The organism is Rhodococcus sp. NPDC004095 (assembly GCF_053604015.1).
Genome location: NZ_JBSGGS010000015.1, coordinates 63,238 through 86,021 on the forward strand (window position 1 = coordinate 63,238; position 22,784 = coordinate 86,021).

The window sequence follows — 22,784 nt, forward strand, 5'->3', positions numbered from 1 at the left end:
GACGTCTCCTAGAGTCGACAGACATCTGCGCATCTCAGCGCAGAGGCCAGCCGTCCGTGGACAGTGGCCGGGACGACAGTTTAGCCCAGCGGGTTCGGGACGCGCGCATCACATCCGGGTTCAGGCCGCGGAGTGTTCGTGCAGCCACGGCGCCGGACTGACCTGGACGGCCAACCCCGCCTCGTCGGTGGCGGACCGCACGACGCAGGTCGGCGGCGCCCACACCGCCCCGTCGGGCTGCACATAGATCGGGCGGTCCGGGTCACCGCCGAGCAGATAGCTGATACAGGCGTTCATCCGGAACCTGCCCGTCCCGTGCGCGGCGATCCGCGATGGGGCGCCTGGCACGTCGTCGGCCTGAGCCGATTCCTCCGGGTCGAGGACCAGTTCCTCGTTCGTCGTGTTGACCATGGTGACGCTGACGGCTGTCATCGGATCTCACCTCGGATGGGTCGTCCGGTTGGGTCACACACTGATTCTCACGATCTGGGGGCACCGAACGTTCGACCGCCCGGCGCGGACACGGTCACTCGGCGACCAACGCGAACCCGGGTCGTCCGTCGTTGTCGCCGGGCACGATGCCTGCGATCACCACCCCGGGACCCGAGCGGACGGCACCGTCCACCCGGTACGTCCCCTCCGGACCCGGCCGCGGTTCCACGGTTGCGGTCCCGCCGACCAGGGAGAGCATGTTGAACCACACCACCCGCACCGGCCCCGGCGGCGAGTCGGCGGGCAGGTCCGCGGTGACGTGCACCACGTCCGGTTCGACGGTGGACCGCTCGACGTCGGCATGCACGACGTGGGAGCCGATCGCCGGCTGAACCTGGAACGGGTGACTGAGAGCGGTGGTGGGCGTGGACATCTGCCCGATGCCCAGTTCGAGCAGATCCTCGGCGGCACGCAGGTCCGCCGAGGATTCGGCGGTGCCGCCTCTTCGCATCTCGCTCACCACCGAGGTGAGCCCGGATCGGCAGAACCGGGTGACACGGGTGGGAGAGCGGCGGGTCGCGTCGGTGGTCAGCATCGGATGCTCCGATTGTCGGCTGTTGCAGCCGGTCTGCCGCTGTGGCAAGGGGTCCGGCCGCACCTATCAGGATAGAACCGCCAGGTCTCGAACACACCGGCAATTCGGCAACCATCGGACCACCGGATGGAGACCGTCGCGGCGGCGTTCGTATCGTCGGGGGCGACCGACGCCGCGGACCGACCGGAGCTGACCTTGACCCTTCACGTACTCGCCTGTGGTGATCCGGCGGTGCCCGCGCCCCTGGCGTCGCTGCCATTCACGGCCGCACCGGCCGTCCCCGCCAAGCCCGACTTCGACGCTCTGCTACCGGTTCTCGACGACGACCCGGATGCCCGGCTCGTCGTCGTCGGGAACGACGGCGCCCTCGCCGCGACGCTGACCCGGCTGATGCGCAGCGAGCGACTGCAGGTCGAGGTTGCGTACGTCGCCGCCGAGCGAACCCCCGGCACCCGGTTGTACGGGCTGCCCACCGGCGAGCGGGCGGCGCGCCTGGCGTTGGACGGCGCGGCGGCCGCGTTGCCGTTGATCCGCGACGACTCGGGCACCGCGCTCGTCGGCGAGGCGACGATCACCGGGCCCGACGGCGGCGCGCTCGTCGGCGAGGCGTACGCCGATTCGGAACGCGTGTTCTCCGGGGAGATCCCGGTGCTGCGCGTGACCCCGACCGTCGAACTGCCCGGGGTGCGGGCGAGCGCGGGCAAACGCCTGCTGCGGCAGCACTGGCTGCCCGCCCGGGCGGTGCAGCTCGGCGCGGTCGGCGCGGTCGTGACCCGGGACGGCGTCACCACCCCGCGCGCGCTCAAGCGGTGCAGCTTCTATCGGGACACCCGGGAGTGGCTGCTGGTCCGCTGACGGCGGTGCCGTAGATTGGTCCGCTGACGGCGGTGCCGTCGATCCGCAGCTGACGGCGGTGCCGTCGATCCACGGCTGACGGCGGTGCCGTCGGCGCCGCGGCGATACTGGGGTCATGACGTTTCCCGACACCCGCCGTGCGCGGGTCCGGCCCAGCCCGGTGTTCCTGGCGGTGCTGGCCGTCGCGGTCGCGGGCGGAGTGGTGGCGTGGCGCGCGGCACCGAAGTCGACGGCCGCGAGTGTCGGGGTGTTCCTGCTCGTCGTCGCAGGCTGGGTGGTCACCGTCTGCCTGCACGAGTTCGGCCATGCGTACACGGCGTGGCGGTACGGCGACCACGAGGTCGCGGCCCGCGGCTACCTGACGCTGAACCCGCTCAAGTACAGCCATCCGCTGCTCTCGATCGGTTTGCCGGTGCTGTTCATCGCGCTCGGCGGCATCGGCCTGCCCGGTGGGGCGGTGTACCTGCGCACCGACCTGCTGCCGCCCGGGGCGGCCCGCCGGATTTCGCTGGCGGGGCCGGCGGTGAATGCGCTCGCCGCGGTGCTGCTGCTGACCGTGATCAGGTTGTTCGCCGACACCGAGAGCCACCCGGTGTTCTGGTGGGGACTCAGCTTCCTCGCGTTCCTGCAGGTGATGGCGACGGTGCTGAACCTGGTCCCGATCCCGGGGCTGGACGGCTATGCCGCACTGGAGCCGTCACTGTCGCCGAAGACCCGCCACGCCCTCGAGCAGTACAAGGGCCTTGGCATGCTGGCGTTGATCGCGCTGCTGTTCGTGCCGTCGATCAACCGGGTCTTCTTCGACGCCGTCTACGGACTGTTCGAGCTGTCCGGGGTGCCGGGTGTGTGGGCCCAGTACGGCAACTACCTGATGCGCTTCTGGTTGTGACCGCACCTGTCAGGCGGATCGGCTCCAGGCGTCGAGGACGATCCGCGCGGCCGTGACCACCGCGACGGGCTGGTCGAACACCGGGTGGTGTCCGGCTGCGGGCAGCTCCACCACCAACGCGTCCGGCCCGAACATGGGGCGCATCTGGTCGAGCAGTTCGTGGGTGATGATGCCGTTCTCGCTGCGGAAGTAGGCGACACGGCATCCGGCGGTGGTTCCGTCGAGGCTGCTGCGTCCGCCCTTGCCGATCCGGCTGCCGTCGAACTTCCAGCTCCAGCCGCCGTCGACCTCCTTCAACGAGGTCCGGGCGATGTGGTCGAAGACGTACGGCTCGGCGGTGTCCTGCGGCGGCACCAACCGGAACCGGGCCACGGCGGCGTCGACGCTGGGGTAGACCTTCGTCTTCGCGGTCAGCCGCTGGCTGCGCATCTCCTGTTCCTCGGGTGTGAGATCGCGGATCGGGGAGTCGAGGATCATGACCCCGTCGAGTCGATCGCCGTAGCGGGTCGACGCGTGGTACGAGACGATCCCGCCCATGCTGTGGCCGATGAGTGTGGGGCGCCCGGTGATCCCGCCCGCGACTGCCACCGCGAGCACCTCTTCCGCCCAGAGGTCGAGGGTGTAGTCCTGCCGGTGGTCGCTGTCGCCGTGGCCGGACAGGTCCAGTGCGACGACGCGACGACCGACCGCGAGTTGCGGCGCGACGTGATCCCACCAGCGCGAATGTGCCATGCCGCCGTGCACCAGCACGATGCCGGGCCGGTTCTCCTCACCCCAGGCGCGGTAGGCGATCGACGCGCCTGCAACGGTGACGTGGCCGGTCTCGACCGGGGCGGCGAGGGCGTCGACGAACCATTTCGGGGCCGACTCGTTGACGATGCTCATCATCCGAAGTTACTTCGTCCACCCCGATCCGTCGCAGGCGGCTGCGCCACCTGTGCGCACTTCTGGTGGCTCCCACCACCAAAAGTGCGCACGGGCTGGGTGCACCTCCCGCTTGCGGGGGACGGAGCTGCCTACAGCTCGGTGACCCAGCCGTGCAGGGTGTCGGTGCGCAGGGCGGCGGCGTGCCGCTTGCGCAGCGCCTCGCCGATCGCGCCCGGCCGGCCGGTGCCGACGACGCGACCGTCGACCTCGAGGACGGGGGCGACGCCGGCGGAGGTGCCGGTGACGAACACCTCGTCGGCGATGTACAGCTCGGTGAGGTCGACGGTGCGCTCGACGACCGGGATGCCGTCCTCGGCGGCGAGGGTGAGCAGGGTACGCCGGTTGATGCCGTCGAGGATGTCGCAGGACGGGTCCGGGGTGATCAGGGTGCCGCCGCGGACCAGGAAGATGTTGGCGGCGCTGACCTCGCACACGTGCCCGTTGCCGTCGAGGAAGACCGCGTCGTCGTAGCCGGCGTCGATGGCGTCCTGCTTGGCGAGTACGGAGTTCACGTACGCGCCGTTGACCTTCGCGCGGGACGGGATCGCCGAATCCGGGATGCGGCGCCACTGACTGGTCTTCAGGCGCATGCCGTTCTGCGGCACGATCGGGACGGCGTCGTAGACGAACATGCTGACGGTGGTGTGGCAGCCCCGGACCCGCGTGCCGGGGATGGGCTCGTCGACGTGCACGCTCGCCCGCACGAACACGTCCTCGGTGGGTGCGTTCTCCGCGACGAGTTCGGTTGCCGCCGACACGAACCGGTCGTAGTCCCAGTCGGCGGCGAAGCCGTCCATCCCGATGATCTTGCAGGACTCGACCATGCGCCGGAAGTGGTCGGGCAGCCGGAACGCGGTGCGCCGGTCCCCGTCCACGTGCACCGGGAAGACGGTGTACACGCTCAGGCCGTAGAGCAGCGCCGACGTCGCCACGCCCAGGGCCGCCTCCGAGGCGTCGACGATCCGGTCACCGAAGTACACGCGAGGATGTGGGGTAGCCATGGCGGGGAATGCTAGCGAGCGCACCCCCGCGCGGGAAGCGAATTCCGGCGCGGCGCCGCATCCCGCACCCGGGCCGCCCCGAGCGGCACACTGACCGCATGCTGCATCTGCGGATCCTGACTCCGTCCGATCTGACGGACGAGGCGGTACGGATACTCGAGGACGAACCCGGGGTCAGTGGCCTCGCGGTGCTGCGCGGTGTGGCGGTGCGCCCGGTCGGCGACATCGTGCACGCGGATATCGCCCGCGAGGTCGCCAACGAGGTGATCGAGGCGCTGCGCGGCACCGGTCTGCACCACCGCGGCAGCATCGAGATCGAGCCGGTGCACGCGTGGCTGTCCCGCGACGGGCTCGACGCCGAACTGCGCAGCCCGGGCAGCAGCGCCGACACCGTGGTGTGGGCGGAGGTCGCGCAACGTTCCTACGAGGACGTCGAGCTCAACTGGACGTACCTCAGCTTCATGACCCTCGCCACGCTGCTGGCCGGGATCGCGATCATCACCGACTCGCAGATCCTGGTGATCGGCGCGATGGTGCTCGGGCCGGAATTCGGTGCGATCGCCGCGCTCGGGGTCGCCCTGGTCAGGCGCCGGTACGTGCTGCTGGCGACGGCGGTGCGCACCCTGGCCGTCGGGTTCGTGGTCGCGATCGTGGCGACCGCGCTGGCGGCGCTGGCAGGTCGGGCGCTGGGCTGGGTCACGCTCGAGGACGTGACCGGCCCGCGCCCGGACACGGCGTTCATCTACACCCCGGACAAGTGGTCGTTCATCGTCGCGGTGATCGCCGCGGCGGCCGGTGTGCTGTCGCTCACGTCATCGAAGCTGGGCGGGCTGTCCGGGGTGTTCATCTCGGTGACCACGGTGCCCGCGGCGGGCAACGTCGGTCTCGGGATCGCGTTCGGCGCCGGCCACGAGATCTGGGGCAGCACCCAGCAGTTGCTGCTGAACCTGACCGGGATGGCCCTGGCGGGGTGGGCGACCCTGGCGATCCAGCAGGCCGTGTGGTCTCGGGTGGCGGTGCGCCGCGCCTCCGCGCTGGACCGGCGACGCCGGATGTTGTGACGGCTCAGCGGTTGCGCCGGGCCAGCGCCTCGCCGATCGCGCGGAGTCCGGCGCGCAGCGCCGCGGGCGCCAGCACCTCGACACCGTCTCCGAGCGCGGTGAGCTGCTGCACGGCAACGTCTTCCGCCTCCAGCCGCAGGTCCACCTCCACCCAGCCGTCCGCGTCCGCGGGACCGGGTGTCACCCGGGCGGCCTCGGCCCCGACCACCGCGGGCAACGATCGCCACGCGGCCGGGGACAACCGCACCCGGCACGGGTAGCGCAGCAGGGAGCGGTCGAACTCGGCGGCCGACGACGCCCACCAGGCTGCCAGGTCGAAGCCGTCGGGGCGGTGCGCACGGCCGTCGAGAATCGTTGCGTCGGTGATCCGCTCGACCCGGAACGACAGGACCCTGCCTCGGTGGGCCGCGACCAGGTACCAGACGCCGGCCTTGGCGACCAGGCCGAGCGGGTCGAGGGTACGGGTGGTGGTGCGGGTTCCCTTGCGGTAGCCGATCCGCAGGCGCGTCCCGTCCAGCACGGCCCGGGCCACCACCGCGAGATTCGCTGTCCGATCGGGGGTCCCGAACCAGCCGGGTGCGTCGACGTGCAACCGGGACCGCCACAGCTGCGCCCCGGCGCGCAGCGGGAGCGGCATGGCCCCGAGCAACTTCGCCTCCGCGGACGCGGTCTGCTCCCCCAGCCCGAGGTCCGCGGCGAGCGCCGGGATGCCGAGCAGCATCAGCGCGGACGTCTCGGCTGCGGTCATCCCGCTGAGCTTGGACTGCCAGCCGTCGAGCAGTCTGATGCCCCCGCCGGGCCCGGTCTCGGTGTAGAGCGGCACCCCGGCGGCCTGCAGCGCGGCGACGTCGCGGTAGACGGTGCGCACCGAGACACCCAGTTGCTCGGCCAGCCGGTTGGCGGTGCTGCCGGGCCCACCCTGGAGGCGCAGCATCAGGTCGAGCAGTCTGCTGGATCGCACGGGCGGAGTCTACGAACAATTCATGACAGAAGATGTCAGGAATTGTCCCGCAGACTGGACGCTATGACGACCTGGCAGCAGTTCTCCGACGAGGCACCCGACCTGGCCGACGCGATCCGGGCCCGCCTGACCGCACACAAACACCACGTACTGGCGACCCTGCGGGCCGACGGGTCGCCGCGGGTCAGCGGCACCGAGGTGGAGACATTCCTCGGGCTGCTCGTGCTCGGCTCGATGCCGAACGCCCGCAAGGTCTTGGACCTGCGGCGCGACCCGCGCTACGCGTTGCACTCGAACCCTGGCCACCACTCGATGGAGGGCGGAGACGCCAAGATCTCGGGGCGTGCCCGCGAACTCGTCGGGGAGGAGAAGCAGGCGATCCGTGACTGCTACCCGGACGATCCGGGCGGCGATGCCCAGTTCTTCGAACTCGACATCGACTCGGTGGTGTTGACCACCGTGTCGGACGACAAGTTGCACGTCGACCTGTGGCTGCCCGGCGCCGGCGTCACCAGGCGCAGCCGGTGAGCGCACCAGCCACCTCACGCTCCCCCTGCTGATCAGCAGGCCGGGCGGGCTGGTAGTCGAGATGACCGACGGCACCGCGGACTCCAACGTCGTCTACCGGCACCAGGTCGGCTTCTGGTACGACCTGGTCAAGGCCGCGGTGCAGCGGATGACCACGGCGCAGGAGTACGAACTGGCGCCGCGCGGGGGCTCGGCGGTCGCGGTGACGCCGGGTTGGCTGCGGTCGGAGACGATGCTGGACATCTTCCCGGTCCTTCGCAACCGGCGAAGACGGGCTGGCATACGAGGATCAATTCGTGCCGGTCCTCGAAACACTGGAGAGGGTACGAGTACCGACACTCGCGGTGATCGACGGCGCCTGCGCAGGATCGGGGCTATTGTTGGCGGCCGCGTGCGACGTCCGGATCCCGACGCCAGCCTCATCCTTCGGGCTGCCGACCGCACGAACTGGGCAATGCAATGTCCACATATCCTCTTGCCCTACTCGCCGACCGAATCGGATCCTCGCGGCTCACGTCCATGGTGGCGCGAGCACGGATGCTCGGTGCCACTGAGGCGGCTGAAATCGGCTTCGTCACAGAGGTGGCGGAGCGCGACAACGTCAACATCCTGGAAGAGCAGGCGGTGAGAGATCTCCTCGCAGCCGCACCCTTGACGATATCCGCTACCCGTGAAGTGCTCCGGCGGATCCGTAACACCGAGTTGCCTGAATCAGCCGACACCGTCCGTCACGTGTACGGCAGCAACGACTTCCGGGCCGGGGTATCTGCGTTCCTGAGAAAGGAGAGGGCACAGTGGTCAGGAAACTGAACTCGCCTCGAGGCGAAGGTTGGCTCGATGTCGGGTTCGAGCTTGTCGACAGCCGGACCGATCCCATGCTGGTTGATCAGGTCATGTACGAGTTCACCGGACTGGCGCTTGATTCGCAGGCTACTTGAGCACCCCTGCGGGCGGAAGGGTGGCCCGCCGGTCCACAGGAGTTCGGCTGCCGAGCCTTCGCCTTTCGCGAAGGGCGAGAACGATGCAAGCGGGCGGGGTATTCAGGCATCCCCGCTGATTTGGAGCGTTGAGGGTCGAAGAGCATCGACGCCTCCACGTGCGGTGGCGGCGATCTAGCCGATGCGCTTCCCATGGTCGTCGGCAGCTACCAACCAAGCGCGGTGCTCGGCCGGCCAGTGTGACTCTCTTTGGCAGTTTGCAGCGGCGGGTTACGACCGCGCCCGCAGTGTCCCGAATCCGGACACATTCTCTCCGGCGGGGCGTCACCACCGCGTTGCCCGGGGCTCTTCCCTGCGGAAATGTCGTTCGCGCGGGCGGCGGCCGACACGCCGCCGGCACAGGTCGCGCTCGCCCCTCGCGAGGTATCCGACATACCAAAACACCTGGTTGAGTCATCCATCACACCGGGTGTGCGCAAGTGACACACTTCACATCTCGCCGTTGGTCTCAGGATCTTCTTATCCGCATCGCTACACCGCATTGGACCGAGGACACCATGGACAGACTGATCAACATAGACAACGGCGGTACCCTCACCGACATCTGCGCGTGGGACGGCCACGATTTCAGCTTCACCAAGACGCTCACCACCCCGTTCGACCTGTCTCAGTGCCTGTTCGACGGCCTGACCAAGGTGTCGAGGGAGATCTACGGTACCGAGAAGCTGCCCGAGCTGCTGCACTCGACCGCGCACATCCGATACTCGACCACGCAGGGCACGAATGCACTCGTCGAGCGCAAGGGTCCCCGTGTCGGCATCATCACCGACTCACCCGACACTGCCGACGAGCTGCGCCGTAGCCCCGAGCAGCGCGCCCTCTTCGACGACCTCGTCGGCGCCAGGGTCGCGGTGATCGACACCGCCGCGGACGACCTCGACGGTGAGCTCGTGGTGAAGGTCAATCGGCTCATCACCGACGGCGCGGCCCGCATCGTCGTCGCGATCGGTGACACCAACGACGGCCGCGAACGGGAGGTCCGCAGGGTCCTGTTGCGCAGGTTTCCGCGGCACCTGCTCGGGTCGGTGCCGTTCCTGTACTCGTGGGACTTCACAACCGACCGCACCCGGGCCCGGCGCATCTGGTCGGCGGTGATCAACACGTTCCTGCATCCGACGATGGAGAGATTCCTGTACAACGCCGAGCACCGGCTGCGCGACTATCGCGTCCGCAATCCGCTGCTGATCTATCGCAACGACGGTGCCTCCTCACGAGTCGCGAAATCCGTTGCCCTCAAAACCTACTCGTCGGGACCGCGCGGCGGTCTCGAAGGCACCCGGGCGCTCGCCGAGATCTACGGACTCAAGCACGTCCTCATGATCGATGTCGGTGGCACCACCACCGACATCGGTACTGTCACCGGAGGGGAAATCCTCACCGATCGACGCGGATCCATCGCAGGGATCCCCATCTCGTTCCCGATGTCGAACGTCGAATCCGCCGGCATCGGAGGAAGTTCCGTCATCGCGGTCACCGACGGCGTCATCACTGTCGGCCCGGAGAGCGTCGGCGCGGCACCGGGTCCCGCCTGCTTCGGCTTCGGTGGCACCTCCGCCACGATCACCGACGTCAACCTGCTGCTCGGTGTCCTCGATCCGGCCACCTACCTCGACGGCGGCTTCTCCCTCGACGCGGACCGGGCCCGCGCGGTCGTCACTGCTACCGTCGCGGAACCGCTCGGTCTCACCCTCGACGAGGCGTTGCTGGCGATGGAACAGGCCTACTTCACGGCCATGGGTACCGCCGTCGCGCCCGCGGTCGGGGACAGCGACCAGACCACGATCGCGGCCTTCGGCGGCGCCGGTCCCATGAGCGCCTGCGGCGCGGCCCGCGTTGCAGGGGTGCGCAGCGTGCTGATCCCCAAGCTGGCCGCGGTGTTCTCGGCGTTCGGCATCGGCTTCTCGGACATCGGGCAGAGCTACGAAGCCGATCTCACGGACACCACCGACGCAACCCTCGGCGCCGCCGCGGCGGATTTGCTCGCCAAGGCGGAACGCGACATGTTCCAGGAGGGCCACGCCCTCGGCGAATGCGCGCTGTCGTGGACCGTCACCACAGAGGACGAGCGCGGGATCACCGTCGACGAGGCTGCTTACCGGCCCGGCGAGCCCGTGACAGTCGTCGCCGGCGCCTCCACCGCGCTGACCCTCGTCGTCACCCGCAGGATGAACCGGATCGCGCTGCCCAACGGCTCGTTCGCCGAAGCCCGCGAACCGGAGCAGACCGGCGCTCGCACCGTGCTCGGCGCCGCCGGACGCGCCGCGGTTCCGGTGTACACGCTCACCGATCAGCGGCCGGGTGCCACGGCCGCAGGCCCCGCCATCGTCGAAGGCCCCTTCTTCACCGCCCGGGTGCAGGACGGCTGGACCTTCCACGTCACCGCCGGCGGTGACCTGCTGCTCACCGACACCCACTGATCGGCAGGCGCGACGCCTGCTCCGACCGCTTCGAAGGATGCACGACATGCGAATTCCCATGACCGAATACCTGGTCATCGACCTCGAGACCGAACTGTGGGTGTGCCGGGTGTGCCGCCACGAACTCGGCAGCGCCCGCGGCAATTACAAGGAAGGAACCCTGGTTTACGACCGCGACCCGCGCGAGATCCATCAGCCGATCATCGACCCGGACCGGTACGAGTTCACCTTCTCCCCGGACCCGGACTACTGCCGGATTCTCGAGTACTACTGCCCGGGGTGCGGCACGCAGATGGAGACCGAGTACATCCCGCCGGGTCATCCGCCGACCGTCGACATGGAATGGGACATCGACGCCCTGCGCGCCCAGTGGCTCGAACGCGGCACCGACCCGGAACAGGTCATCACCTACGGCCCCGGGCAGGACGCAGAGGGCGAGTTCGAAGGCCGTCGCAACCACCACTGAATCACCTCGACCGCAAGGATTCCCGTCACCATGAAACGCATATCCGTCGACATCGGCGGCACCTTCACCGACTGCTTCTTCGCCTGGGACGACAAGTACGTCGAGGCCAAGGCCCTCACCACCCACCACAACCTTGCGCAGGGCTTCAACGAGGCACTCGACCTCGCCTGCCGGCGCGCCGATCTCGACCGTGATGATGTTCTTTCCCAAGTGGATTCGGTGCGCTACGCCACGACCCTCGGCACCAACGCGCTCATCGAACGCAAGGGACCGCGGGTCGGCGCCATCGTCACCCACGGCTTCGAGGACACCATCCCGCTCTCCCGCGGTCGCGGCTACGGAGAGGGCCTGGACCCGTCGATGCAGCAGAACCTGCCCGCCGCCGAACGACCCGAGCCGCTGGTGCACCGCAGCCTGATCCGTTCTGTGCAGGAGCGAGTCAACTCGGCCGGCACCATCGTCGTACCGCTCGTCGAACAGAACGTTCGCGAGATGGTGCGCGAACTCGTCGACGCCGGCGCTCAGGCGCTTGTGGTGTCGCTGGTCAACTCGACCGAGAACCCGGCGCACGAGCTGCGGATCATGGAGATCATCCAGGAGGAGTACCCCGAGCATCAGCTCGGCGCGATCCCGGTGTTGCTCGGCCACCAGGTGTCCGGCCGCAAAGGCGAGTACGTGCGGGCCACCTCCACCATCGTCGACGGTTTCCTGCACGACATCATGTTCCACGCGATGAGTCAGCTGGCGAACAACCTGCGCGATTCCGGCTACGACAAGCCGATGCTCATCATTCACAACTCCGGCGGCATGGCGCAGATGAACTCGACCGATGCGTTGCAGACCATCCATTCGGGTCCGGTCGCGGGGGTCAGTGCCGCCGAACACCTGTCGGAGTCGTCGGGCATCGGCAACATCATCACCACCGACATGGGCGGTACCTCCTTCGACATCGGTCTGGTGCCTGCCGGCGGTGTAAGGCATTACGACTTCCAACCCACCATCGACCGGTGGCTGGTGTCCGTGCCGATGATTCACCTCGAAACCCTCGGCGCCGGAGGAGGTTCCATTGCCAGCTACGACCGGATCCACCAGTCCGTGCGGCTCGGCCCCGAGTCTGCGGGATCGGACCCGGGCCCGGCGTGCTATGACCGCGGCGGTCTGCGCCCGACGGTGACCGACGCCGACCTGCTGCTCGGTTACCTCGACCCCGACAACTACGCGAACGGCTTCATCAAGCTAAACCGCAAGCGCGCGGCGTTTGCCGTCGAGGAGAACCTGTGTGACGAACTGGACCTCGACGTCATCGACGTCGCCAAGGTCATCAAGAGTTCCGTCGACGAGCAGATGGCGATCGGTATCGCCAAGGAACTGCGGGTGCGCGGCTACCTGCCCGAGGACTTCACGATGCTCGCCTACGGCGGCAACGGCCCGCTGCACGCGTGCGGTATCGCCGACCACGCGGGCATCCGCCGGATCCTCGCGCCGCCGTTCTCGTCGGTGTTCTCCGCGTGCGGCGCCGGCAACATGAAGCAGCTGCACATCCACGAACGCGGCGTGCACGTGGTTCTCTACAACGCCACCACGCGCGGACTCTACGACCGCTACGAGGAGTTCAACGACATCGTCACCGCGCTGGAGGTACGCGGCGCGGAGGATCTGCGTCGGCAGGGCATCGCCGACGACGTGATCGAGCATCGCCTCGAGATGGACCTGCGGTACGGCAATCAGCTGGTGACGACCGCGGTGTCCTTCGACATCAACCGGATCCACGGGGTCGGGGACGTTCTACACCTGATCCGCACCTTCTCCGACATCTACTCGCAGCGGTACGGGCAGGGGTCGGCCGCACCCGAGGCGGGGATCCGCGTGCAGACCATCCGCGTCGCGTCGTACGTCAACGGCGACACGGTGGAGTTCGACTCCCTGCACCACGACGGGGAGCGGACGCTGCCCGTCCCGATCGAGCATCGGGAAGTGCACTTCGTCGGGCACCAGCGGGAGATCAGCACCGCGGTCTACGACGCCGAGGCCCTCGACGCCCGGCATGTCATCCCTGGCCCGGCGATCGTCACCACCGAGAACACGACCTATCTCGTCGAGCCGGGCTGGCGCCTCGAACCCTCCCCGCAGGGTGCCGTCTGGTTCCTGAAGGACTAGCGCAGAAACACCAGGAGACAATGTCATGACCACAGTGCACGACGACCTCGCCCACGCCGCCGCCGAACGCCTCGCGTCGCTCGACGAGCAGGAACAGCGGTGGGTCGACGAATTCATGGACGAGACCACGCTGTTCCTCGGCCCCGACCGGGAGATCATGCGTTCGCACCACATCACCTCCCGAAGCGAGCTGGAGGAGGAGTGCATCGCCAAGGGCGTCGACCCGCTCCAGGTGGATCGCATCCGCAAGCGCCTTTCCGGCGCCCTCGACGAGGGCTTCGAGATGTGTGAGGCGATGGGGGCGGCACCGGGCGCCAAATGGGGGGACCTCACCACCGCCATCTACACCGCCGCCGGCGACGTGACCTATTTGTCCTGCCACGGCGTGATCGCGTTCTCGGCGATCCTGCACCACCCGATCCGCTACATCATGAAGTACTGGAAGGACGAACCGACCGTCGGCATCCACCCGGGCGACGGCTTCATCCACAACGACGCCCGATTCGGCAACGTCCACAACACCGACCAGTCGATGATCATGCCGATCATCCGCGAGGACCGGATCATCGCGTGGGTGGCCGCCACCATCCACGAGGGCGAGAACGGCGCTTGCGAGCCCGGCGGCATGCCCTCCGGCTCGGAGACTCCATTCGACGACGGCCTGCGAATGAGCCCGTTCAAGATCGTCGAGCGGGGCGAGCTACGCCGCGACCTGCTCACCTTCCTGCAGCACTCGGTGCGCGATCCGAAGCTCCAGCTCGCCGACCTGAAGGTGAAGATCGGTGCGGTACAACGCATCCAGGAACGCATCGACGCGATCATCGACGAGGTCGGGGTGGACACCTTCGTCGCCGCACTGCGCACCACCGTCGAGGACGTCGAGGCCGAGGTGCGTCGCCGCATCCGCGAGCTGCCCGACGGCACCGTCCGGTTCAACCAGTTCATGGACTCGACGCTCAAGGAGAACATCCTCATCAAGCTCTCCTGTGCGATCACCGTCCAGGGCGACAAGATGACGATCGATCTGCGCGGAAGCGGACCCGAAATCCTCAACCGGGCCATCAATTCGCCTCTGTGTTCGGTCAAGTCGATGATGATGCAGGCCATCCTCGCGTTCTGGTGGCCGGATCTGCCGCGCTGCACGTCTGCGATGAGTCCGATCGACATCATCTCCGACGAGCACACCTGGTCCGATGCCGGCTACGACGCTCCGATGGGTCAGTCCCTGCAGGCTTCGTTCCGCGGATTCTCGGCCCTGCAGAACCCGTGGGCGAAGCTGCAGTTCTCCAACCCGGAGAAGTTCTCCAACGTCATCGCCCCGTGGTTCAACCAGATCAACACCTTCCTGTGGGGCGGGGTCACCCAGCACGGTGACCAGGTCGGCAACCTGTGCGCCGACCTCAACGGCATGGGTGGCGGCGCCAAGGCGTTCCGGGACGGTGAGGACGCCGTATCGCCCCTGTTCTGCGCGATGGCCGACACCGCCGAGCAGGAGGTCATGGAGGAGGAGGTGCCCTTCATGCAGCTGGTGAGCAAGCGGATCGTCCGCGACAACCAGGGCTTCGGCAAGCACCGCGGCGGCATGGGCTACGAGATGATCGTGGCGGCGGAAGGCACCCCGTTGTGGGGCTTCATGACCGTCACCTCGGGGGCGAAGTTCTCGTCCGTCTCCGGACAGTTCGGTGGTTACGGCTGCAACACCTACCCGCTGGCGATGGTCAAGGGCGTCAACGTCTACGACGAGCTGCGGCGCAATCCTGAACGATTCGACCTGTCCATCGAGAAGGTGATGAACGAGCAACCGTTCGAGGGGGCCGAGTACATCACGAGCCACATGGGTCTGCAGTTCGACGTGGCCAAGGACGGTGAGCTGTACATGATGTCGCAGGGCACCGGCGGCGGATACGGAGACCCGCTCGAACGAGCCCCGGAGGATGTGGTGGCCGATCTCGAGATCGACCGCATCTCGGGGAAGGTGGCCCACGACATCTACGGCGTCGTGTACGAGCCGCAGACTTTCGTCGTCGACGTCGCGGCCACTGAGGAGTTGCGAGCCTCGATGCGCCGTGCGCGGATCGCCCGCGGCGTTCCCTATGCGCAGTTCGTCGAGCAGTTCGTCACCCCGGAACCTCCGAAGGAACTGCTCTACTACGGCGCCTGGGGTGACACCGAGGAACTGACCGCTACCCACTTCACCGTCCACGGTGCGCAGCGGGTCACCACCACGATCGACAAGATGCCGATCATCATGATGCCCGATCGTCGCGAACTGAAGATTGCCGAGCTGACCGCGCGGGTGAAGGAACTCGAGGCCAAGCACGGCGAGGTGGTCCACCGCAAGTCCTGATCACCCCTCTGACCCGTCCGCCCGGGTGCCCGCACTCTGTGAGTGCGGGCACCCCTTCAACCCGGAGACGACACGATGACCACTTCGAAGCCCGAGTTTCTCGATGCACCGGCCTCGGGGCGCAGGACCCCCTTGATCGTCGATCATCTCGACTACAGTCGGCAGGTCCTGTTGCGAGGCAACCCGATTCCCTGGGACGACCCCACTGCATTGTCGAACCTGCTCAACCAGGCACACGGGTTGCTGCGCCCGGACGTCACTCTGCTCGACCTCGGCGCCTACTACCGGATCCTCGCTCGGGAGCTGCGTCTGCATGAGGCGATGACCGCACGGTCGCGTCCCGGATACGCGCTGCGCGTACTGCTCGGTGACGCGGACGCCGGCCGGGCGGCGGTGACGCTGGTTGCCACCGTGGCAGGTACGACACGGCTGCCGCTCGTCCTGCAGATCCCGTCTCCGCGGGCATGGCTGGAGCAGACGCACCCGGGAACGACGGACGATCTCGACGCCGACCGGGTGGAGAACGCGGCGATCTACGTCGCGGACTGGCTTCGCGGGTTCGCCGACGTGCCCGTCGCGGCGCTGCTGCTCGACGAGCGTATGGCCGGAGGTGTGCCCGACGTGCCCGCCGACGCCTATGCGCCGATCGCCAACGTCGCCGTGCACTACCGGTGGGAGCTCGGGTTGCGCGATGACCCGAGCGTGACGTTCGGTGAACACGGCGGGGACGTGCTCGGCGCAGGCTTTTGGCTCGCCGACAACGCCGCCGTGCCCGCAGCGTCCGGGACGTTCCGGCTCGCCCGGCTCCCCGCGGAAGCGGTGCCCGAAACGGTGCTGGCCAGGCTGTCCGACCTCGACCGGGTCGGTGACGGGACCGCGACGGTGTGACCACGGCCCGGTATCCCGCGGACCCCGCGGGATACCCTCGTGTGAGTCGGGCCACAACGGTACGGGCGAGGGGAACGCGATGAAGAATGCAGACCGACGGCTGCAGGTGGCCGTCGCCCGTGCCGGGTTCCTCGAATCCGGGGAGTCGGACGACTCTCTGGTGTCTTCGGTCGTGTCCGCGTCGTGGCAGCGGTCGCAGGCGGCCGGGGTGCAGCCTTCCGGCGGGGACGTCGGCTTCGTCGGTGATGTGAATCGCGAATCCCGGCTGGTGCAATGTGCGATGTCCGTTTTCGACAAACTCGCGGCGGACATCGTCGACGTTCCCGTCAGCATCGCACTGACCGACGCCAAGGCGCAGGTGCTGATGAGGATCGACGGTGCCCGAAGTATCGGGCGTCTCCTCGATCGGGTTTCACTCGCCCCCGGTTTCGACTATCGCGAGGGCGAGATCGGCACCAACGGCGTGGGCACCGTGCTCGAATCCGGACAGGCCGTCCAGATCGAGGGCGCCGAGCACTTCCACGACCGATTCCAACCGTTCGCGTGTTCCGGTGCCCCGATCCGTGACCCCTTCAGCGGTCGTATCGCGGGTGTCGTCGACCTGAGCTGTCTCGCCGAGCATTCCTCGCCGCTGCTCGCGAGCGTCGTGCGCAGCGCCGCATCCGAGATCGAACTCAACCTGTTCCGTGACCGCAGTGCCCGCCAGCACGCGCTGTTCGATGCGTTCGTGCGCGCCGACGCGCGGGGTGAGACGGCGCTGCTCGCCACGGGCAGCGCGATGTCGCTGGCGAATCCCCTCGCCCACGCAATCCTGGGGCCGGCGAACCAGCGCCGCGTGGGCGAGCACGTCGACTACATGATCGGGCATCGCGACCGTATCGACGAGAATGTCGAACTGCCCGACGGCGTCTTCGTCCGGGTGCGGGCCACCCGGATCCGAGCCGGAGAGGACACCGCCGGATACCTGATCGACGTGTCCGAATCGACCGCCGCGGCGGCCACGATCCCGGCTGCGGTCCGCCCCGTCGCTTCGCCCCGGATGCGCCCGTATCTTGCCGGCCTGGCCGCCGCAGGAACCGACACGCTGCGGGCCGGCGGCGGCTCGGCCCTCTGGACCCGGGCCTGTAGCGAGATCGAGGACGCGGTGCGCGCGGGGGAACGGATTCTGGTCACCGGGGAGCCGGGCACGGGCAAGGCGTCGCTGGCATCGGAGATCTTCCATTCGGTGGTGCCGGGCGGGCGCAGCATCCTCGTGGACGGCAGCGGCGCCGACCTCTCCGGGCTCGCCGTCGACTCCGCGACGCCAACTCTGTACGTGCTGCGCAACCTTCGATCCATGCCCGAGCCGGTTGTGGCGACCCTGGCGGCGGTGTTGGCTCAGCCCGGTCCCGACCACGTGTTCGTTGTTGCCACCATGCAGGATTCGGATGATCCAGCGCCGGAGTTCCTCGTGCCGTTGCTCGACGCGCTTGAACGGACCGTGCACGTGCCCGCGCTGCGGCACCGCACCGACGACATCCCCGTGGTGGCCGAGCAGGTGCTTCGGGTGATCACCGGATCGTCGAGCCGCGAGCTCACGCCCGACGCGATGCGCCTGCTCGTGAGCTACCCGTGGCCGCGCAACATCCACGAGCTCGAGGCTGCGCTACGCAGTGCCGTCGCGCTACGACCGGCTGGACGCATCACGCGGGACGATCTGCCCGAATGGTGTCACCACGGGCCGCGACGCCAACTGAGCGCCGTCGAAGCGGCCGAGCGTGACGTGGTGACCAAAGCACTGCGAGGAACCGGCGGGAACAGGGCGAAAACTGCTCGTGCGCTCGGAATTTCACGATCGTCTTTGTATCGGAAGCTGACGAAGTTCGGGCTCGCGGACGGGGCCGACCCCATCGGGTGAAGACGTTTCCGGGAGCGGGCAGTGCCCGGTTCCGGGTGTGTGTCGGCGATCTGTCGGGACGATCGGTGTCCGGTTTGATGTTGTCCACGGCGACGTCGAGGTGGCCGAATTTTGACCCACTTCGGCTCGGTCGTCCGCCGCCCGTGTCACCAGGTGAGGTTCTCCGCGCAGCGGCTGCCGTCGGCGGCGGACTCCACCTGCACGGTGGCGTGCCCGAGCCCGTGACCGTCGAGGACCGTCTTCGCTGCCCGCAGCACGGACTGGGTGTCGGTGTCGGTGGTCAGGTGCACGGTCGCCACGTCCATGCCGGTGGTGAGCGTCCACACGTGCAGGTCGTGCAGGTCGGTGACCCCGGGTAGGGCGAGGAGGTCGGCGCGCACGGCGTCGACATCGACGTTCGCGGGTGACGCCTGGGTGAGGATGCGGAGGGCGGCGGCGGCCAGTTTGACGGCCCGCGGCACCACCCACAGCGAGATCAGCACGCCGACGACGATGTCGGCGTAGGTCCAGTTGAAGGCGAACACCAGGGCGCCTGCGATCAGGACGCCGACGCTGCCGACGGCGTCGGCGAGCACCTCGAGGTAGGCGCCGCGGACGGCGAGGGAGTCCTCCGCGTCGCCGCGCAGCAGCCACATCACCACGAGGTTCGCGGCCAGCCCGGCGGCGGCGGTGAGCATCAGCGGTAGCCCGGGGATCTCGGGGGCGTCGCCGATCCGCCCGATCGCCTCGTACATCACCCACGCCGCGACGGCGAGCAGGAGGACCGCGTTGGCCATCGCGGTGAGGACCTCGGCGCGGTGCCAGCCGAAGGTGCGGGCGGCGGCCTTGGACCCCTGCCGCGCGAGCAGCAGTGCGACCAGACCCATGGACATGCCGACCACGTCGGTGAGCATGTGGCCCGCGTCGGCGAGCAGCGCCAGCGATCCGATGGCGAGACCGACGACGACCTCGAGCACCAGGAATCCGACGAGGATGCCGAGAGCGAGGACCATCCGGCGGATTCGCGCCGCGGGCGGTCCCGCGATGCCGGGTTCGACGGCGCCGTGGCCGTGCGCGTGTCCGTGTCCGACGCCCATCACCCGGCTCCTCGCTCGTTCGGTCGGCCCGTGTTCTCCGGACCCGGAGCCATCATATGCACATATTCGCATATATCGAAAGGGCTACTCCGGCGGGTAGGCGGGGTTGGGCACGGTCGGCGGCAGGGTCGCGATCGCGGAGATCCGGCTCAACCCCGCCACCTGAAGCAGGTCCACGATCAGGGACCGGATCTGCGCGAACACCACGGTCGCCGAGATGCCCGCGTTCTCCACCAGTTCCGCCTTCGCGCCGACCGCGACCGAGCGCAGCACCCGCGCCGCCTCCGCCCGGTCCGGCTGCTGCCCCGGGTCGGCGAGCACCACCCGCCGCAGCACGTCGACCGCGTGCGAGAGCTTCTCCACCTCGTCCACCAGCCGCGGGTCGAGGATCTCGTCGTCCCGCACCAGGGTCAGCGACCGGCGGGCGAGGACGCGGATGTTGCGCATCGCGTTGTCGATCGGGTCCGCCGCCGCGGCGAGCCGGTCGAACCGGGACCGCGAGTTCCAGTACAGCGGCGAGAGCCGGCTGATCTCCCGCCCACCGCTCAGACTCGACCGCAGCCCTTCGATGGAGGACTGGGTGGCACGGGCCTTCTTCAAGCCCTCCTTGATCGGTTTCGGATCGTTGGCGACGAGTCCGTCCGCGACCAGCTGCAGCACCTCGGACGCGGTGCCGAGGATGTCCGCGGCGTTCTTGCGGGCTCGCAGCACCGGATGCGACGGCACGAGGGTGACGACCAGGAAACCGACGAGGCCGCCGATCAGGGCGTCGATCATCCGGTCCGCCCCGCCGCCCTGCTGTGGCGGGATCAACGTCGCCACCAGCACCGCGGAGGTCCCGGCCTGCATGGAGATGATCGGGCCGCCGTCGAGGAAGATCGCGGTCGACATCGCCAGGGCGACGACGAGGGTGATCTGCCAGGCTCCGGTGCCGATGATCGAGATCAGGGTGTCACCGACACCGATACCGACGGTGACGCCTGCGATCAGCTCGGCCGACCGCCGCACCCGGGCCCCGAGCGAGAGCCCGAGGGACACCACCGCGGCGATCGGCGCGAAGAACGGATTGTGGTGGTGGAAAAGGTCGTTGGCGACGAACCAGGCCAGGCCCGCCGCCAACGCGCACTGCAGCACCGGGAACGCGGAGGCGCGGACACGAGCAGCGGAGGCCCGCAGCCGTTTCCGCGCCCGGTCACGGCTGTAGACGGGAAATCTATTCGACGCCAAGTGCTTCGGCAGCCCGCGGGTCGCAGTCCTCCAGCAGGTCCAGGCACCGGGCGTGCTCGTCGGACTCGCCGATCACCTGCGCGGCCCTGGCCAGGGCGGCGACGCAGCGCAGGAACCCGCGGTTCGGTTCGTGGCTGTACGGAACCGGACCGAAGCCCTTCCAGCCGTTGCGCCGCAACTGGTCGAGCCCGCGGTGGTAGCCGGTGCGCGCGTAGGCGTAGGCCGTGATCGTCTCGCCGTCCGCCAGCGCCGCCTCCGCCAGGTACGCCCAGGCGATCGACGCGGTCGGGTGGTCGGCGGCCACCTGCTTGGGGTCGGCCTTGTTCAGGAGTTCGGACTCGGCGTCCTCGTCGCCGGGCAACAGAGTGGGCTGGGGGCCGAGCAGATCACCGAAAGAGGTCATGCCGACCATTGTGCGCGCAGCCCAACTTCGGCTGCGCCCCGACACCCCGCGTACGACGCCTCGGACCGGGTCGCTCACGTCGTAGGCTGCTGACCGTGCGCGAGGTCCGCGCCACCCGAGACCGTCACAGAACCAGGGGGCGAAGGCCGTGCCGAACCACGAACCCGAGTCCGGGCAGGACCCGGCGGACACCCCCGACGAGGCTGCCCCGGATCCGTCCGACGCCGCGACCACCGTCATCCCGCACGCGACCCGCGCCACGCCGACCCGGGTCGGCCCCGGAACGGCCGCGGGCGGGGCGCCTGTGGCGGCCCGGATCCCCGAACCGCCACCGGCACCGTCCCGGCGGCGCCGGTGGCCGCTGGTTCTCGGCGTGCTCGTGCCGCTCGGGGCGCTCGCGGCCGGCGCGGCACTGCTCTACAACCGCGTCTCCGGCGACGGCACCGAGACCGCGGTCCGAGCGTCGATCACCGATTTCGTCGACGCCCTCGACCGCGGCGACCTCGCGGCGCTGCGGGCGGGCAGCTGCGGCGAACTCGCCGCCTACTACGGACAGGTCACCGACGCCGACTTCGCGGACGTGTACCGGTCGGCGAACTCCGATCGTGCGGTCCCCGTCGTGACGAGCATCGACGCGGTGTCCGTCACCGACGACACCGCCCTCGCCCAGGTGACCGTCCACACCGCGAACGATCCGGGCTCGAGTTCGGTGCGCTCGTTCGCGCTCGAGCGGCAGGACGGCGTGTGGAAGGTGTGCAGCTGAGAACGTGGGCCGTCACAGGTCCGACAGCGGAGGGAAGACGGCAGCGACACCTGCCGGGTCGCGATGGAGCACCCGCCGCACGTCACCACTGACCCGGGACAGGTCACCGTTCGCGATCGCGGTGTAGGAACTGACCCAGCCGTCGACCTCCCACTGCTGCGCCCCGTAACGGGCACGCGAGGCGTACGCCTCGTCGAGCGTCTCGCGGTGGTAGCGGATCGGCCGGCCCAGCGCCGCCGTCAGCGCTTCCGCCACGTCGGCCAGTGACAGCGCCGCCGGGCCCGTCAGGTTCAGCGTGTGCCCGTCGTGGCGGTCGCCGGCGAGCACGGCGGCGGCCACCTCGATCACGTCGGCGCGCGCGACCATCGCGGCGCGTCCGTGTCCGGCCGGACCGCGGATGAGGTCGTCGTGACCGACCAGCGCGGGCATCAGGTCCAGATACAGGTTGTCGCGCAGGAACGTGAACACCAGGCCGCTGTCACGGATGGCCTGCTCGGTGTGCCAGTGGTCGCGCCCGAAGGTGAACGTGCAGTCCGGTGCGGCGCCGACGAACGAGACGTAGACGATGCGCCGCACCCCGGCGGCGACCGCCGCGTCGACGGCCCGCCGCTGCAGGTCGGCGCGGTCGGGGCTCTCGGTCGCCGAGACCATGAAGAAGGTGTCCGCGCCGCGCAGCGCGTCGACGAGCGCCGGGTCGCCGAAGCTCGCCCGGATCGCGGTCGCGCCCTGCCTGCCGTGGAGGCGGGACGGGTCGCGGGTGATCAGCGTGGCCTGCGTCCCGGCCTCGGCGAGCAGATCCGCAACTCCCCCACCGATGTGCCCGCCGGCCCCGGAGACGGCGATCCGCTCGCTCATGTCCCCACCCTACGGCCGCGAAAAGACGAAAGTGCAGTTCC

The 22,784-nt window shown here is 68.9% G+C and carries 23 protein-coding genes; 13 read left to right on the forward strand and 10 right to left on the reverse strand.

Going from position 1 to position 22,784, the window contains the following annotated elements:
- Positions 1–120: 120 nt before the first annotated feature.
- On the reverse strand, positions 121–432 hold the full coding sequence (locus ACWEPG_RS24055) for a hypothetical protein (protein WP_450114669.1): 312 nt from the start codon (positions 430–432) through the stop codon (positions 121–123).
- 94 nt (positions 433–526) lie between these two features.
- Complete coding sequence (locus ACWEPG_RS24060) at positions 527–1,027, reverse strand: hypothetical protein (RefSeq protein WP_450114668.1); 501 nt, start codon at positions 1,025–1,027, stop codon at positions 527–529.
- Between the two features lie 126 nt (positions 1,028–1,153).
- On the opposite strand from ACWEPG_RS24060, the gene ACWEPG_RS24065 reads away from it, so the two are divergent.
- Together ACWEPG_RS24065 and ACWEPG_RS24070 are read left to right on the forward strand one after the other, a co-directional pair.
- The gene (locus ACWEPG_RS24065) at positions 1,154–1,882 is read left to right on the forward strand and encodes a hypothetical protein (protein WP_450114667.1); all 729 of its coding nucleotides are present in this window, start codon (positions 1,154–1,156) and stop codon (positions 1,880–1,882) included.
- 115 nt (positions 1,883–1,997) lie between these two features.
- The gene (locus tag ACWEPG_RS24070; RefSeq protein WP_450114666.1) at positions 1,998–2,771 is read left to right on the forward strand and encodes a site-2 protease family protein; all 774 of its coding nucleotides are present in this window, start codon (positions 1,998–2,000) and stop codon (positions 2,769–2,771) included.
- Between the two features lie 9 nt (positions 2,772–2,780).
- Here ACWEPG_RS24070 and ACWEPG_RS24075 read toward each other — a convergent pair whose 3' ends face one another.
- Complete coding sequence (locus ACWEPG_RS24075) at positions 2,781–3,656, reverse strand: alpha/beta fold hydrolase (RefSeq protein ID WP_450114665.1); 876 nt, start codon at positions 3,654–3,656, stop codon at positions 2,781–2,783.
- 131 nt (positions 3,657–3,787) lie between these two features.
- Positions 3,788–4,699 carry an aminotransferase class IV gene (locus ACWEPG_RS24080; protein WP_452595509.1) on the reverse strand — a complete coding sequence of 304 codons (912 nt, stop codon included), beginning with the start codon at positions 4,697–4,699 and terminating at the stop codon, positions 3,788–3,790.
- Positions 4,700–4,797: 98 nt separating this feature from the next.
- On the opposite strand from ACWEPG_RS24080, the gene ACWEPG_RS24085 reads away from it, so the two are divergent.
- Complete coding sequence (locus tag ACWEPG_RS24085; RefSeq protein WP_450114663.1) at positions 4,798–5,760, forward strand: DUF389 domain-containing protein; 963 nt, start codon at positions 4,798–4,800, stop codon at positions 5,758–5,760.
- Positions 5,761–5,764: 4 nt separating this feature from the next.
- On the opposite strand, the gene ACWEPG_RS24090 is transcribed toward ACWEPG_RS24085, so the two are convergent.
- Positions 5,765–6,721: a helix-turn-helix transcriptional regulator gene (locus tag ACWEPG_RS24090; RefSeq protein ID WP_452595510.1), complete on the reverse strand. Its 957-nt coding sequence runs from the start codon at positions 6,719–6,721 to the stop codon at positions 5,765–5,767.
- Between the two features lie 63 nt (positions 6,722–6,784).
- Between ACWEPG_RS24090 and ACWEPG_RS24095 the strand changes: the two genes are divergently transcribed.
- Positions 6,785–7,249, forward strand: a complete 465-nt coding sequence (locus ACWEPG_RS24095) for a pyridoxamine 5'-phosphate oxidase family protein (protein ID WP_452595511.1) — start codon at positions 6,785–6,787, stop codon at positions 7,247–7,249.
- Positions 7,250–7,342: 93 nt separating this feature from the next.
- Here the strand turns inward: ACWEPG_RS24095 and ACWEPG_RS24100 are convergent, their stop codons facing one another.
- Positions 7,343–7,492 carry a hypothetical protein gene (locus tag ACWEPG_RS24100; RefSeq protein ID WP_450114660.1) on the reverse strand — a complete coding sequence of 50 codons (150 nt, stop codon included), beginning with the start codon at positions 7,490–7,492 and terminating at the stop codon, positions 7,343–7,345.
- 53 nt (positions 7,493–7,545) lie between these two features.
- On the opposite strand from ACWEPG_RS24100, the gene ACWEPG_RS24105 reads away from it, so the two are divergent.
- From ACWEPG_RS24105 to ACWEPG_RS24140, 8 genes are all read left to right on the forward strand, one after another.
- A complete protein-coding gene (locus ACWEPG_RS24105; protein WP_452595512.1) occupies positions 7,546–7,803 on the forward strand; it encodes an enoyl-CoA hydratase-related protein in 258 nt (85 codons plus the stop codon).
- Positions 7,709–8,059 carry an enoyl-CoA hydratase-related protein gene (locus ACWEPG_RS24110; protein WP_452595513.1) on the forward strand — a complete coding sequence of 117 codons (351 nt, stop codon included), beginning with the start codon at positions 7,709–7,711 and terminating at the stop codon, positions 8,057–8,059. The genes ACWEPG_RS24105 and ACWEPG_RS24110 overlap by 95 nt, the downstream gene beginning before the upstream one ends.
- Positions 8,060–8,744: 685 nt before the next feature.
- A complete protein-coding gene (locus ACWEPG_RS24115) occupies positions 8,745–10,664 on the forward strand; it encodes a hydantoinase/oxoprolinase family protein (RefSeq protein ID WP_450114657.1) in 1,920 nt (639 codons plus the stop codon).
- 46 nt (positions 10,665–10,710) lie between these two features.
- Positions 10,711–11,130 (forward strand): acetone carboxylase subunit gamma, encoded by a 420-nt coding sequence (locus ACWEPG_RS24120; RefSeq protein ID WP_450114656.1) that lies wholly within the window; start codon positions 10,711–10,713, stop codon positions 11,128–11,130.
- 30 nt (positions 11,131–11,160) lie between these two features.
- On the forward strand, positions 11,161–13,287 hold the full coding sequence (locus ACWEPG_RS24125) for a hydantoinase/oxoprolinase family protein (RefSeq protein WP_450114655.1): 2,127 nt from the start codon (positions 11,161–11,163) through the stop codon (positions 13,285–13,287).
- A gap of 25 nt (positions 13,288–13,312) precedes the next feature.
- Positions 13,313–15,634, forward strand: a complete 2,322-nt coding sequence (locus tag ACWEPG_RS24130) for a hydantoinase B/oxoprolinase family protein (protein WP_450114654.1) — start codon at positions 13,313–13,315, stop codon at positions 15,632–15,634.
- A gap of 75 nt (positions 15,635–15,709) precedes the next feature.
- Positions 15,710–16,522, forward strand: coding sequence for a hypothetical protein (locus ACWEPG_RS24135; protein WP_452595514.1), 813 nt, complete (start codon positions 15,710–15,712; stop codon positions 16,520–16,522).
- Positions 16,523–16,601: 79 nt separating this feature from the next.
- The gene (locus tag ACWEPG_RS24140; protein WP_450114652.1) at positions 16,602–18,419 is read left to right on the forward strand and encodes a sigma-54-dependent Fis family transcriptional regulator; all 1,818 of its coding nucleotides are present in this window, start codon (positions 16,602–16,604) and stop codon (positions 18,417–18,419) included.
- A gap of 146 nt (positions 18,420–18,565) precedes the next feature.
- On the opposite strand, the gene ACWEPG_RS24145 is transcribed toward ACWEPG_RS24140, so the two are convergent.
- The 3 genes from ACWEPG_RS24145 to ACWEPG_RS24155 all read right to left on the reverse strand — a co-directional run bounded on the left by ACWEPG_RS24145 (position 18,566) and on the right by ACWEPG_RS24155 (position 21,125).
- A complete protein-coding gene (locus tag ACWEPG_RS24145) occupies positions 18,566–19,495 on the reverse strand; it encodes a cation diffusion facilitator family transporter (RefSeq protein ID WP_450114651.1) in 930 nt (309 codons plus the stop codon).
- A gap of 84 nt (positions 19,496–19,579) precedes the next feature.
- Positions 19,580–20,671, reverse strand: coding sequence for an FUSC family protein (locus ACWEPG_RS24150; protein ID WP_450114728.1), 1,092 nt, complete (start codon positions 20,669–20,671; stop codon positions 19,580–19,582).
- Positions 20,672–20,708: 37 nt separating this feature from the next.
- Complete coding sequence (locus ACWEPG_RS24155; protein ID WP_450114650.1) at positions 20,709–21,125, reverse strand: DUF3151 domain-containing protein; 417 nt, start codon at positions 21,123–21,125, stop codon at positions 20,709–20,711.
- 148 nt (positions 21,126–21,273) lie between these two features.
- Here ACWEPG_RS24155 and ACWEPG_RS24160 point away from each other — a divergent pair, with 148 nt between their 5' ends.
- Positions 21,274–21,888: an Rv0361 family membrane protein gene (locus ACWEPG_RS24160; protein ID WP_452595515.1), complete on the forward strand. Its 615-nt coding sequence runs from the start codon at positions 21,274–21,276 to the stop codon at positions 21,886–21,888.
- A gap of 12 nt (positions 21,889–21,900) precedes the next feature.
- Here ACWEPG_RS24160 and ACWEPG_RS24165 read toward each other — a convergent pair whose 3' ends face one another.
- The gene (locus ACWEPG_RS24165; protein WP_450136382.1) at positions 21,901–22,743 is read right to left on the reverse strand and encodes an NAD(P)H-binding protein; all 843 of its coding nucleotides are present in this window, start codon (positions 22,741–22,743) and stop codon (positions 21,901–21,903) included.
- Positions 22,744–22,784: the final 41 nt, after the last annotated feature.